Source organism: Enterobacteriaceae endosymbiont of Plateumaris pusilla (assembly GCF_012562765.1).
GTDB lineage: Bacteria > Pseudomonadota > Gammaproteobacteria > Enterobacterales > Enterobacteriaceae.
Window position 1 is genome coordinate 199,281 of sequence record NZ_CP046226.1, and the last position, 17,151, is coordinate 216,431.

The window sequence follows — 17,151 nt, forward strand, 5'->3', positions numbered from 1 at the left end:
TTATATATTATTAAAATTTATTGGATAAAATAATTTTGTAATTGAAAATATTTTATTTTCAGAATATAATAATTCAAATTCCATTAATAAATCAATTATATTAAAATAATTCCATATTTTTTTAATATTTATTATATATTTAATAATCCATTTTAATATCTTTTTTAAAGATATATTCTCTTCAATTAAACAATATTTAAATAAATTTTTTAAAAAAATTTGCATATCAATATTTAATAATATTGATGGTACAGATATTAATTTAAGTTTAAATTTATTTAATTTATTAATAAAAAAATTAAAACCTAAACTTGTTAATATTTTTTTTAATTTTATTAAAATACTTAATTCTTCTTTGATTAATTTTATTTGTAAATTTACATATATAATTTCAATATTATCTTGATTATCTAAATAAAATTTATATTTCATTTTTAATAGTAAATATTCTATTTTTTTTACAGAAATATAAAATAAAATATTATTTTTTTCAATTATAATCCAAGTATTTTTTACTATTGTTCTTAATATACCAAAATTTTTAAAATAAAAAAGAGGAATATTTTTTATTATAACTATTTTTTTTTTCTTAATTTTATTAAATAAAGTATTATTATAATGTATATCTATATTTTTTAGAGTTTCATTATTTAATTTATAATTTTTTTCATAATTATTATATATTTTATTTTTTTCAACAAAAATATTTTTATAAAATAATGAATAATTTAATATACTTTTATGAAAAAAATTATAAATTAATTCTTTTTGATAAAAATTTACATTTTTTTTTTGAGGATGTATATTTATATCAATTTGATTTGGTTCTATTTCTAAATACATTAAAAATGATTGATTATAATACAAACCAAATTTTATTTTACATATTTCTTTAATAATATGATTAATAAATTTACTATTAATAACACGATTATTAATATAAAAATATTTTTTTATATTATTTGAATAATATTCATTTTGAGGTAAAGTAATCCAACCATATAAATTCATCTTATGATAATTTGAATTTATTTTTAATGATTGCTTAATAAAATCTTTTCCACATATACTTTCAATTCTATTAATATAAGAAATATTATTTTCTATCTTAGGAAAATTATAAATGATTTTATCATTATATATAAATTTAATACCTATATTTAATTTCATTAAAACTATAGATTTAATTATATTTTTAATATATAAAAATTCTATTTTATTATTAAAAATAAATTTTCTTCTAACTGGAATATTATAAAATAAATCTAATACTTCTATTGTTGTTCCTACAGGATTTGGTGATGGTTTTAAATTTATTATATTATCCATTCCTTCTGTATATATTTCCCAAGCAATTTCTTGATGTATTGTTTTTGAAATAATTCTTATTCTAGATACATTTTTTATACTAGTTAATGCTTCACCTCTAAAACCAAAACTTTTAAAATATTCTAAATCATCTAAATTTTTTATTTTACTTGTTGCATATTTTTTTAAACATAATAATAAATCATCTTTAGACATACCAATTCCATTATCATTAATTCTAATTAATTTCATACCACCTTTTTCAACATATATATTAATTTGAGATGATAAAGCATCAATGCTATTTTCAATAAGTTCTTTAACTACAGCAGATGGTTTATCAATAACTTCTCCAGCAGCTATTTGTTTTATAATTTGTTTAGGTAATATTTTAATAGACATTTATTTTGTTAAATTATTTTTTATGGAGCGGGAAACGAGATTCGAACTCGCGACCCCAACCATGGCAAGGTTGTACTCTACCAATCTGAGCTATTCCCGCATAATGAAATATATTTTAATTTGATAAAAAAATATATTTAATAAATAATATTTTTTAAATATTAAAAAAATTTTGTCTATAGAATTTTAATTCTTCTAATGATTGATATATATCTTTTATAGCACTATGTCTATAATTTTTTTTAAAATTAATTAAATTATTTACTTTCCATCTTTTTACTAATTCTTTTATAGTACTTACATCAATATTACGATAATGAAAATATTTTTCTAAATTAGGCATATAATTATATAAAAATCTTCTATCCTGACAAATACTATTTCCACACATAGGAGATTCTTGTGGATACACCCATAATTTTAAAAAATTTAAAATATATTCTTCAGTTTTTTCTTCATTAAATATACTTTGTTTTACTCTATTAATTAATCCAGTTTTTTTATGTATATTTTTATTCCATTGATCCATATTATTTAATTCTTTTTTAGATTGATAAATTGCTATTATTGGTCCTTCTTTTAAGATATTTAAATTATTATCTGTAATTAAAATAGCTATTTCAATAATACGATTTAAATTAGGATTTAATCCTGTCATTTCTAAATCTATCCAAATTAAATTATTTTTTTTGATCATAAAAAATATAATGTATATTTTTAAAAACAATTAAATTAATAAAAATAAAATTTTCAATAAAATAAATTATAAATTTAAATAATTAATTTATTGATAAATTTTTTCATTATATCATAATTGAATATTAATTCAATATAATTAGATCAACTATATCAAATAAATAGTTATTAAGATAAAAAATTACTAATAATAAGATTATTATTAAAAATAATAGTTATTTAATATTAATAAAAAGTATTAATTTTAATCTATAATACCTAATTTTTATTTTTTAAACGAGCAACATAAGATTTATTTCTAATATCTATTTTAACTTTATCACCTATTTTTATAAATGAAGGAACTTTAATTATTTCTTTATTACTAAGAGTTGCTTGTTTACTAACATTATTTATTGTTTCACTTTTTAAATTTATACTTGTATTTATAATGGTTAATTCAATAAAATTTGGTAAAGTAATAAATATAGGAGATTGATTCCAAAAAGTTATATTATAAAATTGATTAGGAATTAACCATTTATATTTATTTTTTATTATTAATTTATTAATTATTATTTGTTCAAAATTTTCTTTATACATAAAATAATAAAAATTATTTTTTTCATTATATAAATAAATTAAATTATTTTCTTTTATATCTGCAGTATTTAAAGAATCAGTTGATTTAAAAGTTTTATCAATTAATTTTTCAGTAATTAAATTACGCATTTTAATTCTGACAAATGCTTGTCCTTTTCCTGGTTTTACAAAATCACTAGATTCTATAGAATAAGGTTTATTTAAAAATATAAATTTCATACCAATTTTAAAATTGTTACTAGAATAATTAATCATCATATATACCTTTAAAAAATAAATATAATAATGAATTTTATATTTAAAAAAATAATAAATAAAAAATATATTATTATATTTATAATATTATAAATAATTTAAATTTTAATTTTAAAATTATTAGTTATTAATAATATTATAATCTTACTTAAATAAAATAAATGCTGTGCCTTTATAATAAAAAGCACAGCAAATTATTTAACTATTTTGTATAAAATTAAAAATATACTTATAAATATATTTTTATTACATCATACCACCCATACCACCACCCATACCAGCTGGAGGTGTATTCATTTCAGATTTTTCATCTTTTGGTAAATCTGTTACCATACATTCTGTAGTAATCATAAGTCCTGCAACAGAAGCTGAATATTGTAAAGCAGAACGTGTTACTTTTGTTGGATCTAAAATACCAAATTTAATCATATCTCCATATTCTTCACTAGCAGCATTATAACCATAATTTCCATGACCATCTTTAACATTATTTGCTACAACAGATGGTTCTTCTCCAGAATTAGAAACTATCTGACGTAATGGAGCTTCCATAGCTCTTAAAGCAACTTTAATACCCATATTTTGGTCTTCATTTTGACCTGTTAAATTTATTAATTTTGCTGCTACACGAACTAATGCTACACCACCACCTGCAACAACTCCTTCTTCTACAGCTGCTCTAGTAGCATGTAATGCATCTTCTACTCTAGATTTTTTTTCTTTCATTTCTACTTCAGTAGCTGCTCCAACTTTTAATACAGCAACTCCTCCTGCTAATTTCGCTACACGTTCTTGTAGTTTTTCGCGATCATAATCAGAAGTAGCTTCATCTATTTGTTGTCTTATTTGTATTACACGATTAGAAATATCTTTTTGTTTACCCATACCATCTATTATGGTAGTTGTATCTTTATTTATTACTATACGTTTTGCTTGTCCTAAATCATTTAGTTTAGTTTTTTCTAATTCTAAACCAATTTCTTCAGAAATAACATTACCACCTGTTAAAATTGCTATATCTTGTAGCATTGCTTTACGACGATCTCCAAAACCTGGAGCTTTAACTGCAGCTACTTTTACTACACCGCGCATAGTATTTACTACTAAAGTAGCTAAAGCTTCTCCATCTACATCCTCTGCAATTATTAATAATGACTTATTTGCTTTAGCTACCATTTCTAAGATAGGTAACATTTCACGTATATTAGATAATTTTTTATCAACTAATAGTATAAAAGGGTTTTCAAGTTCTACTGTTCCAGATTCTGATTTATTAATAAAATAGGGAGATAAATATCCTCTATCAAATTGCATTCCTTCAACTACATCTAATTCATCTTGTAATCCATTTCCTTCTTCAACAGTAATGACACCTTCTTTACCTACTTTTTCCATAGCTTGTGCAATTAAATCACCAACTGTTTCATCTGCATTAGCAGAAATAGTACCTACTTGAGCTATAGCTTTAGAATCAGAGCATGGAACAGAAAGAATTTTTAATTCTTCTACTGCTGCTATTACTGCTTTATCTATTCCTCTTTTTAAATCCATTGGATTCATTCCAGCAGCAACAGCTTTTAATCCTTCACTTACAATAGCTTGTGCTAAAACACTAGCTGTAGTTGTTCCATCTCCTGCTACATCATTGGCTTTAGAAGCAACTTCTTTTACCATTTGTGCTCCCATATTTTCAAACTTATCTTCTAGTTCAATTTCTCTAGCCACTGTTACACCATCTTTAGTAATAGCTGGAGCACCAAATGATTTATCTAAAACTACATTTCTACCTTTTGGACCAAGAGTAATTTTTACTGCATCTGCTAATACATTAACACCTCGTAACATTTTAACACGAGCATCATTACCAAATTTTACATCTTTAGCTGTCATTTTAAATATCCTAAAATTTATTTTTATTGAATTAATATTAATATGAATAAAATTTCTAAAATATTTTTTATTCTTTTACAATCGCTAAAATATCACTTTCTGACATTATTAAAACTTCTTTATCATCAATTTTTTCTGTTTTAACATTATAACCATCATTAAATATTACTATATCTCCTTTTTTTACATCTAATGACTTGACTTGACCATTATCTAGTATACGACCTTTACCTACAGCTAAAACTACTCCCCGTGTAGATTTTCCAACAGCAGAACCTGTTAATACAATACCACCTGAAGATTTAGTTTCAATTTTTTGACGTTTAACAATTACACGATCATGTAATGGACGAATATTCATTAAATAATTTTCCTTATAATTAAGTATAGTTAATCAACTTTAAATTAAAATTAATTTATTTTATTAAGTAAGGTGACCTGAAACATAAGGACATATTTTATCGGTTTCAAGGTCTATGTTTTAAAAAATTTAAAATATAATTAATTATATAATAATTTAATGAAAAATTAATGAGAAATAGAATTTTTTTTATAAAAAGTGTAGGTTATAAAATATATTGTTTTATTTTTTATATTATAAATAAAACTAAAATTAAAGGAATATTATGATTTTTATTCAATTAGTTATTATTTTATTACTTATATATGCAGGTTGTAAATCAGGTGGTATGGCATTAGGTTTATTTGGAACTTTTGGAGTTTTAATTTTAACATTAGTATTTCATAATACAATTGGTAATATTCCATTTGATGTTATAGAAATTATTTTATCTGTTATTATTACAATTTCTGTTGTTGATTTATCTGGAGGAACTGAATATTTAGTATATTATATGAATAAATTTTTATCTAAAAATAAAAAATATATTATTATTATTTCTCCTTTAATAACATATTTTATTACTTTATTATCAGGAACTGGACATACTGCACTTTCAATATTTCCTGTTATTATTAATATATCAAAAAAAAATGGTATAAAACCAGTATATCCATTATCAATATCAGTAGTTGCTTCTCAAATTGCAGTTACAGCTTCACCTATATCTGCGTCAGTAATTTATTTATCAAAAATATTAGATCCATTAGGAATTAGTTATAATCAATTATTAATAATTTTAATTCCATCAACATTTATTTCAATTTTAATTACTTCAATAATAATAAATTTCTTTAATACTAATAAAAAAAATAATTTTTTAAATACTAATAATATTGTTTTTCCAAAAAAAATATTGAATAAAAAAAATGGTAGATATTCAATTTTATTATTTTTAATTGGAATTATAATAACTCTTATATATAATATTCTATGTGATTATGTTTTTTATAATAAAATAAAAATTTTATCAAGAACAGAATCAACAATAATATTTATGTTAACAACTGCATTAATAATATCTTTTATATGTAAAATTAAAATTAAAAAAATTACTGATACAAATATTTTTAAATCAGGTATTAATGCTTGTATTTGTGTAATGGGAGTATCTTGGTTAGGAGATACTTTTATAAAATCACATTTTCATGATATAAAATTTATTATTTTAAATATAGTACAACAACATCCTTGGATGTTATCTATTATTTTATTTTTTATAACATCATTATTCTATTCTCAAGCAGCAACAACAAAAGCAATAATACCTAGTTTAATTACTCTAGGAATTTCTCCAAAAATTATAATAGGATCTTTTACTGCAGTTTCTGCTCTTTTTCTATTTCCAATATATCCAACTTTATTAACTGCAGTAGAAATGGATAATACTGGTTCAACTAAAATAGGTAATTATATTTTTAATCATTCTTTTTTAATTCCAGGAATTATAATTACTAGTTTATCTATTATATTAAGCTTTTTTATAGAAAGAATGATATTATAAAAATTATTTATTAAAAATAATTTTTATAATTAATAATAAACTATTGACGTTAGATATCAAATATTGTCATAATAGAATTTATTTATATGCCCGGATAGCTCAGTTGGTAGAGCAGTGGACTGAAAATCCCCGTGTCGGTGGTTCAATTCCACCTTCGGGCATTTAATATTTTATTAATCCTACTTTTAAATTAGTAGCTTTATATAATAATTTATTATCAATTATTGCTGTTCCTGTAGCAATTCCAATAATTATATAGTTTTTATTAATAATACGTTTTAAATTAATATAATAAGTTAATTTTTTAGATATAGGTAATACTTCACTAATAAATTTAACATTTTGTACTCCTAAAGCTCTTCCTTTTCCTTTAAATCCTAACCATCCTAAATAAAATCCAACTAATTGAAACATTGAATCTAAACCTAAACATCCAGGCATAATAGGATCATTAATAAAATGATAAGAAAAAAACCATATTTTTGGATTAATATATAAATTTGCTTCTACATATCCCTTGTTATATTCTCCTCCATCTTTTGTAATTTTAACTATTTTATCTATTAATAACATTTTACCAGATGATAATTTTGGATTTTTATTATTAAATAATTTTCCGTAACTAGCAAAAATTAATTCTTTTTTAGAAAAAAAATTTTTTTTATATATCATTATATTAATAATATCCTATATTAATATTATTTATAAAATTTTTATAATATTTTATACTTAAATAAGTAATACAGAAATATTAATTTCTGTATTACTTATTTATTATAATTAAATTTTAAAAAAATTAAATTTTTAAAAAAAATACTTCATATGATAAAATCCTGTAATATCTATTTCTACAATACGATCTGATTCTAAACATTTTTTTAATAATTTATAATTATTTAATTTTTTACAAAATATATTTTGACTTGATCTAATACTTCCTAATCCTTGTACAAAAATATATTTTTTTAATATACCTTTTGAAATTAAATATTCAGATACTGAATTCGCTCTTTTTTTAGAAAGAGATAAATTATATTTTTTTTTTCCAATAAAATCAGTTAAACCTACTATATGTATAGAAATATTTGGATAATTAATAGTATTTAATCTATAAATAATTTTATTTAATGTTTGTTTAGATTTTTCTTGTAAAGTAAAATCATTAAATTTAAAAAAAAGATCAGATCTTATATTAAAACGATTATTACTTAATTTTTTATAAAAAATTTTATCAAATATTTGAGCTGGTTTACTTTTATCAAAAAAATATGATAAACCAAAAACTAACATTGAATTATTAGTTTCCTGACCAACGATATCATCATTACCAATTTTTCTTGTAAATTGATATTCTAATCTAGAAGACCAATTATTATTTATTTTATATTCACTACCGAAAGAAATTAATGGAGTAGCACTATAAAAATAATTATAATTTGTAATTAGATTTTTAACATCTATACGTGTAATAATAGCACCTAAACGACTATATAAATCTAAATTTCCATATATTGGACAAGAAATTTTTGTAGATAATTGTATTCCTTGTGCTTTAAATAAATTAGTTGAATTTTTGTATTTACGGGAAATTAATCCTAACCAATCATAACCTAATTCAAAATTTAAATAACGATTTTCTTTATATCCTAAAAATAATCCACTACCTAATTTATTAATTTTTAAAAAATCTTTGGGATTAGTATTAAAACCTAAAAGATTATCATATTGTGACCATCCGATTTTTGATCCTAAATACCAATTATTTTTATTATTTTTAATAGTATTAGCTATAACATCATTAATATTATAAAAAAAACTAATAAATATTGTTGCAATTACAATAACTATTTTTTTCATTTTCAATACCTATTATTATAATAATAAAACTTATATAATAAAAATTACCAATATATAAATATTTAATTAATTAAATATTTAATTTTTTATAAATTTATTAGTATTTTATAAAGTAAAAATTAATTTTATTAATTATATAATTTATAATTAAAAATTATTTAACTAATTTAATTTTTTAATAAAAAAAATACTATGTTTATCTTTTTTTAATCTTATTGAAGAAGATAATATAAATTCTTTTTTTAATATTGCTTGTATCCAAATAGTATTATTTTTAAATTTTATTGAAGATAATATTCTTCCTCCTCTTGAACCTATTTCCCAAATATCTTTTTTTTTATTATTTGAAAATTCTAATTGTTCATAAAATAAAGGTAAAAAATTTGCAGTACCTTCTAATAAAAATAATGATTTATTATATTTTTTTTTAGTTGCAGAAATACTAATTATTTCTTGTCCTAAATAACATCCTTTATTAAAGTTAATAGCATTAAAAAATTCCATATTAGATTCTTGAAAAAAAAATTTAATACTATTATTTATATCAAAAATTGGATAACCAATTTCCATATTAAATTTAATCCATTGATCACTATCATATATTAATATATCTTTACTTCTTATATTTTTTATTAAAAATTTTGCATATTCTGGATCTAAAATCATTAAAAATCTTTTTACAGGATTCATAAATTTTAAAAAAATATTATTTTTATAAATAAATAAATTTTTTTTATTAAAATTAAAATTATAATGATTAAAAATTTGAGATAAAATTTTATCAGAATTTATTCCTGATAATCCTAAAACAATTTGTGATGTTTGTAATATAAAATTTATTTTATATAAATATATATATTTTTTAATTTGATTTAAATAATATTTTACAATATTTTTTCTTACTATATAACAATAACCATCTTTATATTTAAAAATATGCATATTTGTTAATATTTTTCCTTTAACATTACAATGTAATGCATGAAAAAAACATAATGGATTATTATCTAATTCATTAATATCTATTGTAAGTTGATTTTGTAAAAAAATTTTACTATCAGGTCCTTGTATAATTATAAAACTCCATGTATTTAATAAAATTAATTTTAATAAATCATTAGAAAAATCAACACAATTTTTGTAGTAAAAATATTTTTTTATATTAAACATATGTTATTCAACACTTTAATATACTAATTAAAATATTATTTATAAAAGAATAAAAATATATTTAATTAAAATATTACTAAAATATTTAAAATTATTTTTAAGTACTTTTATAAAAAATTTATTTTTTATAAATTTTTAATTAATGTTTTATGAATTTCCTGTAAAGAAAATATTCTTTTTTTAGGATTTATATTCATAGCTAATATTGTAGCAATAGAACCATTAATTGTTGTATCACAATGTATACCTTGTTCTAAAGCAATAATTCTAATAAGTTTAGATTTTTCAATAGAACTTTTATTTGATGTAGTATTAATAATATAATTATACTGTTTATTTTTTATAAAATCTATAATATTAGGTGATTTTTCTGTTATTTTTCTTACAATATTAACTTTAATATTTTTACTTTTTAAAAAGCAAGCTGTACCTTTAGTAGCATCAATATTTAAACCATATTTTATTAATTGTTTTACTAATGGAATAATTAAAATTTTATCTTGATTTTTAACAGAAATTAATACTGATCCAATTTTTTTTATATTTATATTTATACTTAACATTGCTTTAGCAAAAGCTTCTTCAAAAGAATATCCAATACCCATTACTTCTCCTGTTGAATGCATTTCAGGTCCTAAAATTGGATCTACACCATGAAATTTATTAAATGGTAATACCACTTCTTTAACAGAAAAATAATAAGGAATTATTTCTTTATTGATTTTTAAATCAAGTAAAGATTTTCCTACCATTACTAATGTACTTATTTTTGCTAAAGGTATACCTATAGCTTTTGATATAAATGGAATAGTACGTGAAGCTCTAGGATTTACTTCTATTAAATAAATTTCGTTATCTTTAATAGCAAATTGTACATTTAATAAACCACAAATATTAATTGCTATAGCTAATTTTTTTACTTGAGATCTAATTTTATTTAAAATAATATTACTAATATTTTTTGTTGGTAAAGAACAAGCAGAATCACCAGAATGTATACCAGCTTGTTCTACATGTTCCATTATACCACCAATAAAAACATTTTTTCCATCACAAATAGCATCTACATCAACTTCTATTGCATTATCTAAAAACTTATCTAATAAAACAGGAGTATTATTTTTATTATAATATTTTTTTAAATCATTAATATTATATATTAATTCCATTGCTCTACCACCTAATACATAGGATGGTCTAATTACTATAGGATAACCAATTATTTCAGATTTTTTTATTGCTTCGTTTAAATTATAAACTATAAAATTTTCTGGTTGTTTTAATTTTAATAAATTAACTATATTTTGAAATTTTTTTCTATTTTCAGCTTTATCAATAGAATCAGAACTTGTTCCTATAATTTTTATTCCTTGTTTTTCTAGTAATTTAGCTAAATTTAATGGAGTTTGTCCACCATATTGAACAATAACACCTTTAGGTTTTTCAATTCTAATAATTTCTAATATATCTTCTAAAGTAATTGGTTCAAAATATAAACGATCTGAAATATCATAATCAGTAGAAACTGTTTCAGGATTACAATTAACCATAATAGTTTCAAAATTATTCTCACGTAATGCTATAGCAGCATGGACACAACAATAATCAAATTCTATTCCTTGACCAATTCTATTAGGACCACTTCCTAAAATTATAATTTTATTTTTATTATTACTAGGATTAGATTCACATTCTATTGCATATGTAGAATATATATATGCAGTATTAGTTTCAAATTCTGCTGCACATGTATCAACTCTTTTATATACTGGATGTAAATTATGATTATAACGTAAATTACGGACTTTTGTTTCAGAAATATGTAATAAATCAGCTATTCTAGAATCTGAAAAACCCATTTTTTTTAAATTAAAAAAATATATTTTATCCTTTAAGCAATTTATACCTAAAGATTTTATTTTATTTTCAATAGTAATTATTTCTTTAATTTGAGATAAAAACCAAGGATCTATTTTAGAATAGTAAGAAATATCATTTATTGACATATCTAATCTAAAAGCATCAGCTATAAATCTAATTCTATCTGGTCCAGGTTTCTTTAATTCTTCTATAAGAAAATTTAAAATTTGTTTATTTAAATTTTTTATTTTAGGGGTAAAACCATTAATTCCTATTTCTAAACTACGTAAAGCTTTTTGAATAGATTCCTGAAAAGTTCTTCCTATAGACATAACTTCTCCTACTGATTTCATTTGTGTAGATAATCTATTACTAGCTCCAATAAATTTTTCAAAATTAAATCTTGGTATTTTTGTAACTACATAGTCAATAGTAGGCTCAAAAGAAGCTGAAATTTTTTTATTAGTTATATCATTCATTAATTCATCTAAAGTATATCCTACAGATAATTTTGCTGATATCTTTGCTATAGGAAATCCGGTTGCTTTGGAAGCTAAAGCTGATGATCGTGATACACGAGGATTCATTTCAATTACGACTAATTTACCATTTTTAGGATTAACAGCAAATTGTACATTAGAACCACCTGATTCTATTCCTATTTCTTGCATAATTAATATGGAAGCATTTCTCATTATCTGATATTCTTTATCAGATAAAGTTTGTGCTGGTGCTACAGTGATAGAATCACCAGTATGAATACCCATAGAATCAATATTTTCAATTGAACATATAATAGTACAATTTCCATTTTTATCTCTTATTACTTCCATTTCATATTCTTTCCAACCTATTAAAGATTCATCAATTAATAATTCTTTATTAGGAGATAAATTTATTCCTTTTTTACAGAGATTTATAAACTCTTTTAAATTATTTGCTATACCTCCACCACTTCCACCCATAGTAAAAGACGGTCTAATAATACATGGAAATCCAATTTTATTTACAAAATTAATAGCATCATCAACATTATTTACAATTTTAGAAATTGTTGTATTTAAACCTAATTTTTTTATAATCTCTGAAAAATAATAACGATTTTCTGCTTTGTGTATTGATTCTATTGTTACTCCAATAATTTTTACATTAAATTTATTTAAAATATTATTTTTATTTAAATCTAATAAACAATTTAAAGCTGTTTGTCCTCCCATAGTTGGTAAAATAGCATCAGGTTTTTCTTTTTTTATTATCTTAGATATAATTTCCCATTGTATGGGTTCTATATAAGTAATATCAGCAATATCAGGATCAGTCATAATTGTAGCTGGATTTGAATTAATTAAAATTAATTTATATCCTTCTTCTTTTAAAGCTTTACATGCTTGAGTTCCTGCATAATCAAATTCACAAGCTTGTCCTATTACTATAGGTCCTGCTCCTAAAATCATAATACTTTTTATATCTGTGTTTTTTGGCATTATTATAATCCTTTGTATCTTTTTAAACAATATTTTTGAATTAATTCTATAAAATAATCAAATAATATAGAAGCATCATGAGGTCCTGGACTAGCTTCTGGATGTCCTTGAAAGCCAAAAGCAGGTTTATCAATACGATGAATTCCTTGTATAGTATTATCAAATAAAGACTTATGTGTTATTCTTAAATTTTCAGGTATATTATTTATATCTACTGTAAAACCATGATTCTGTGTTGTTATAAATACTTTATTAGTTTTTATATCTTTTACAGGATGATTACTTCCATGATGTCCTAAAATCATTTTTTTTGTTTTAGCACCACTAGCAAGGGCAAGAATTTGGTGTCCAAGACATATTCCAAAAATTGGAATATTAGTTTTTAATATTTGTTTTACAGTAGAAATAGCATAAAAACATAGTTTAGGATCTCCTGGACCATTAGATAAAAAAACACCATCTGGATCTATATTTATAAGTTCTTTAAAATTTGTATAAGCAGAAACAACAGTTACATAACATCCACGATCTACTAACATTTTTAAAATATTTTTTTTAATACCAAAATCATAAGCTATTATATTCATAGGTAATAAAAAATTATTTTTTATATTTTTTTTAATTATATGATAATTTTGATTTCCTTTTATCCAAGAATAATTTTTATTAGTTGTCACCTCTTTAACTAAATCTAATCCTTTTAATCTTGAAAATTGTTTAATTTTATTTAAAATATGATTAAAATCAATATTTTTTATACCAGTAATAATACAACCTATATTAATTTTTTTATTACGTAAAAAACGTGTTAATTGTCTAGTATCAATATCTGTAATAGTAACTACATTATTTTTTTTTAAAAAATAATCTAAAGTATTTTGACTTCTATAATTACTTGATATTTTAGATAAATTATGAATAATTAATCCTTTAAGATAAATTTTAGATGATTCTTCATCTTCTTCATTAATACCAATATTACCAATATGAGGATATGTAAGAGTAAGAATTTGTTTATAATAAGATGGATCTGTAATTATTTCTTGATATCCTGTCATAGATGTATTAAAAATAATTTCTCCTATAACTATTCCATTAATACCAATAGATTTACCAAAAAATTTAGTTCCATCTTCCATTATTAAAATGGCTGTATTATTCAAATAAACCTCCAAAAATAATCATTTTTTAATAAAAAAATACTTATATATTAAAATATATATTTTATTAACAATTAATATTGTTAAATTATATTATATAAGTTAAAATTAATTTTTAAAAATTAATTATTTAAATAAAAATAATTTTTAATAAAGAAATATATAATGTATAATAAAATTATCCATTCTGAATTATTATCAGCATCTAATATTTTAAATAATTTTATACAAGATAATAAAAATATTAATAATATTCAAATAGCTGCTAATTTAATTGCAAAATCTTTTTTAAATAATAATAAAGTTATTTCTTGTGGTAATGGTGGTTCTCATTGTGACGCCATGCATTTTGCAGAAGAATTAACTGGAAAATATAGAAATACAAGATCTGCTTATCCTGCATTATGTATATCTGATGTATCTTATTTTTCTTGTGTCAGTAATGATTATGGTTATGAATATGTTTTTTCTCGTTATATAGAAGCATTAGGACAACCTAATGATGTTCTATTTGCTTTAACTACTTCTGGAAAATCAATTAATATAATTAATGCATTATATGCTGCAAAAAAAAAAGATATGAAAATAATATTATTAAATGGTAATTTTTCTTCAAAAAAAATAAAAAATTTAATAGATGTAGAAATATCAGTAATCCATAATGGTTATTCAGATAGAATACAAGAAATACATATTAAAATTATTCATATATTAATATTATTAATTGAAAAGTTAATGAGTAAAAATATAATATATAAAAATATTTGAATTTTTTAAAATAAATTATTTATATTATTTTACTCTCTTAAATTATATAATTTAAGAGAGTAAGTTTTTTAATTTCTTGAAATATATTTCATATCAGTCATATATTTACGTAATAAATAACCAATTTTTTCAATTGAATGATTTCTAATCATAAAATTAATATTTAGTAAATTTTTATTTTTTATAACTATATTTTTAATATTTACAATACCTAAATCTTCATCTTTTAAATTATAGATAAAATCTTTTAGTAAAGGTATCGCTTGATTAGAAAATAAATAATTACCATATTCTGCTGTATCAGATATTACTTTATTCATTTCATATAATTTTTTTCTTGCAATAGTATTTGCAATTAAAGGTAATTCATGTAATGATTCATAATATGCTGATTTAGGTGAAATTCCTGTTTCTATCATAATTTCATATGATAATTCAACGCTAGCTTTAACTATAGCAATCATAAATAAACCACGATCAAAAACATCTTGTTCATTAATAATGATATTATTTTTAATTAATGTATTTTCAAAACTATTATTTTTTATATTTTTTCTCCAATTTAATAAATTTTTATTATCATTATTCCAATCTTTTATTATTTCTGTAGAAAATCTTCCAGAAATAATATTATCCATATGTAATTGAAATAATGGTTTTAAAATATTTTTTAAAATTAAAGATAATTCATAAGCTCTAATTTTATTTTTATTATTTAATCTATCCATCATTAAAGTAATACCTCCTTGTTTTAAAGATTCTGTAATGTATTCCCATCCAAATTGAATAAATTGTGAAGCATATTCTTTATTTACTTTATGATTTATTAATTTATTAAATAATAATATTGAAGTAGTTTGTAACATACCACATAAAACAGTTTGTTCTCCCATTAAATCAGATTTTACTTCTGCAATAAAAGAAGATTCTAATACACCTGCTTTATGACTTCCTATTGCAACAGCCCAAGATTTTGCTATTTCTAATCCATTATTATCATTATTTTGTTGATGTACAGCTATTAATGATGGAACTCCAAAACCTCTTTTAAATTCTTCTCTTACTTCAGTTCCAGGGCATTTTGGAGCAACCATAATAACATTAATATCTTTAGAAATATATTCTCCTTCTTCTACAATATTAAAACCATGAGAATATCCTAATGTAGCTCCAGGTTTTATTAAATGTTTTATATTTTTTAATAGTTGATGATGATTTCTATCAGGTGTTAAATTAATTATTAAATCAGCATGAGGAATTAATTCTTTGTATGAACCAATAACAAATTTATTTTCATAAGCTCTTACCCATGAAGAATTTTTATTTTTTATAGAATATTCTTTTAAAGCATAAGATATATTTAAACCAGAATCTCTCATATTTAATCCTTGATTTAATCCTTGTGCTCCACATCCTATAATAACTATATTTTTTTTTTTTAAATAACTAATTCCATTAGAAAATTCTTTAAATTTCATTAATCTACATTTTTGTAAATTTTTTAATTTTTCACGAAAATTTAATTTATTAAAATAATTACTCATTTTTATACCTTATATAAATAAAATTACAATTATTTATTATATAAACATATTTTTAGATAAAATTATTAATATTTTCATTATATAATTTTTATTATAAAAAATAATATTAATTAATAAATAAAAATATAAAACATATTTTTTATAATTAATAAATATTAATTAATATTAAAATTTAATATAAAATAAAGTTTTTTATAAAAAACTTTATTTTAGAATTATAAATAATAATATTTAAATATTTTATAATAATTAAAAATAATTTTTTTATTGT

At 20.4% G+C, this 17,151-nt stretch carries 13 protein-coding genes and 2 tRNA genes; 3 read left to right on the plus strand and 12 right to left on the minus strand.

Annotated elements, in window-relative coordinates:
* From mutL to GJT83_RS00955, 6 genes are all read right to left on the minus strand, one after another.
* A complete protein-coding gene (gene mutL, locus GJT83_RS00930) occupies positions 1-1,710 on the minus strand; it encodes a DNA mismatch repair endonuclease MutL (protein WP_168892590.1) in 1,710 nt (569 codons plus the stop codon).
* A 23-nt stretch (positions 1,711-1,733) separates the two neighbouring features.
* Positions 1,734-1,810: transfer RNA gene (locus GJT83_RS00935), tRNA-Gly, on the minus strand.
* Positions 1,811-1,864: 54 nt separating this feature from the next.
* Positions 1,865-2,407, minus strand: a complete 543-nt coding sequence (gene orn, locus GJT83_RS00940; protein ID WP_168892591.1) for an oligoribonuclease — start codon at positions 2,405-2,407, stop codon at positions 1,865-1,867.
* Between the two features lie 257 nt (positions 2,408-2,664).
* Positions 2,665-3,243, minus strand: coding sequence for an elongation factor P (efp, locus tag GJT83_RS00945; protein WP_168892592.1), 579 nt, complete (start codon positions 3,241-3,243; stop codon positions 2,665-2,667).
* A 246-nt stretch (positions 3,244-3,489) separates the two neighbouring features.
* On the minus strand, positions 3,490-5,133 hold the full coding sequence (gene groL / locus GJT83_RS00950; RefSeq protein ID WP_168892593.1) for a chaperonin GroEL: 1,644 nt from the start codon (positions 5,131-5,133) through the stop codon (positions 3,490-3,492).
* A gap of 67 nt (positions 5,134-5,200) precedes the next feature.
* Entirely contained in the window at positions 5,201-5,494 is a 294-nt protein-coding gene (locus GJT83_RS00955) for a co-chaperone GroES (protein ID WP_168892594.1), read from the minus strand.
* 265 nt (positions 5,495-5,759) lie between these two features.
* On the opposite strand from GJT83_RS00955, the gene GJT83_RS00960 reads away from it, so the two are divergent.
* Positions 5,760-7,037: an anaerobic C4-dicarboxylate transporter family protein gene (locus tag GJT83_RS00960; protein ID WP_168892595.1), complete on the plus strand. Its 1,278-nt coding sequence runs from the start codon at positions 5,760-5,762 to the stop codon at positions 7,035-7,037.
* An 88-nt stretch (positions 7,038-7,125) separates the two neighbouring features.
* Positions 7,126-7,198, plus strand: a tRNA-Phe gene (locus GJT83_RS00965).
* A gap of 1 nt (position 7,199) precedes the next feature.
* Here GJT83_RS00965 and fabA read toward each other — a convergent pair.
* The 5 genes from fabA to carA form a co-directional block, all read right to left on the minus strand.
* Complete coding sequence (fabA, locus tag GJT83_RS00970; RefSeq protein ID WP_168892596.1) at positions 7,200-7,709, minus strand: bifunctional 3-hydroxydecanoyl-ACP dehydratase/trans-2-decenoyl-ACP isomerase; 510 nt, start codon at positions 7,707-7,709, stop codon at positions 7,200-7,202.
* 132 nt (positions 7,710-7,841) lie between these two features.
* Positions 7,842-8,894 (minus strand): OmpA family protein, encoded by a 1,053-nt coding sequence (locus tag GJT83_RS00975; RefSeq protein ID WP_168892597.1) that lies wholly within the window; start codon positions 8,892-8,894, stop codon positions 7,842-7,844.
* Between the two features lie 162 nt (positions 8,895-9,056).
* Complete coding sequence (gene ygfZ, locus GJT83_RS00980; RefSeq protein WP_168892598.1) at positions 9,057-10,064, minus strand: tRNA-modifying protein YgfZ; 1,008 nt, start codon at positions 10,062-10,064, stop codon at positions 9,057-9,059.
* 125 nt (positions 10,065-10,189) lie between these two features.
* On the minus strand, positions 10,190-13,408 hold the full coding sequence (gene carB, locus GJT83_RS00985; RefSeq protein WP_168892599.1) for a carbamoyl-phosphate synthase large subunit: 3,219 nt from the start codon (positions 13,406-13,408) through the stop codon (positions 10,190-10,192).
* Positions 13,409-13,410: 2 nt separating this feature from the next.
* Positions 13,411-14,571, minus strand: a complete 1,161-nt coding sequence (carA, locus tag GJT83_RS00990; RefSeq protein ID WP_168892600.1) for a glutamine-hydrolyzing carbamoyl-phosphate synthase small subunit — start codon at positions 14,569-14,571, stop codon at positions 13,411-13,413.
* 162 nt (positions 14,572-14,733) lie between these two features.
* Between carA and lpcA the strand changes: the two genes are divergently transcribed.
* The gene (lpcA, locus tag GJT83_RS00995; protein WP_168892601.1) at positions 14,734-15,336 is read left to right on the plus strand and encodes a D-sedoheptulose 7-phosphate isomerase; all 603 of its coding nucleotides are present in this window, start codon (positions 14,734-14,736) and stop codon (positions 15,334-15,336) included.
* A 68-nt stretch (positions 15,337-15,404) separates the two neighbouring features.
* Here lpcA and ilvC read toward each other — a convergent pair whose 3' ends face one another.
* On the minus strand, positions 15,405-16,880 hold the full coding sequence (gene ilvC, locus GJT83_RS01000; protein WP_168892602.1) for a ketol-acid reductoisomerase: 1,476 nt from the start codon (positions 16,878-16,880) through the stop codon (positions 15,405-15,407).
* Positions 16,881-17,151 lie beyond the last annotated feature (271 nt).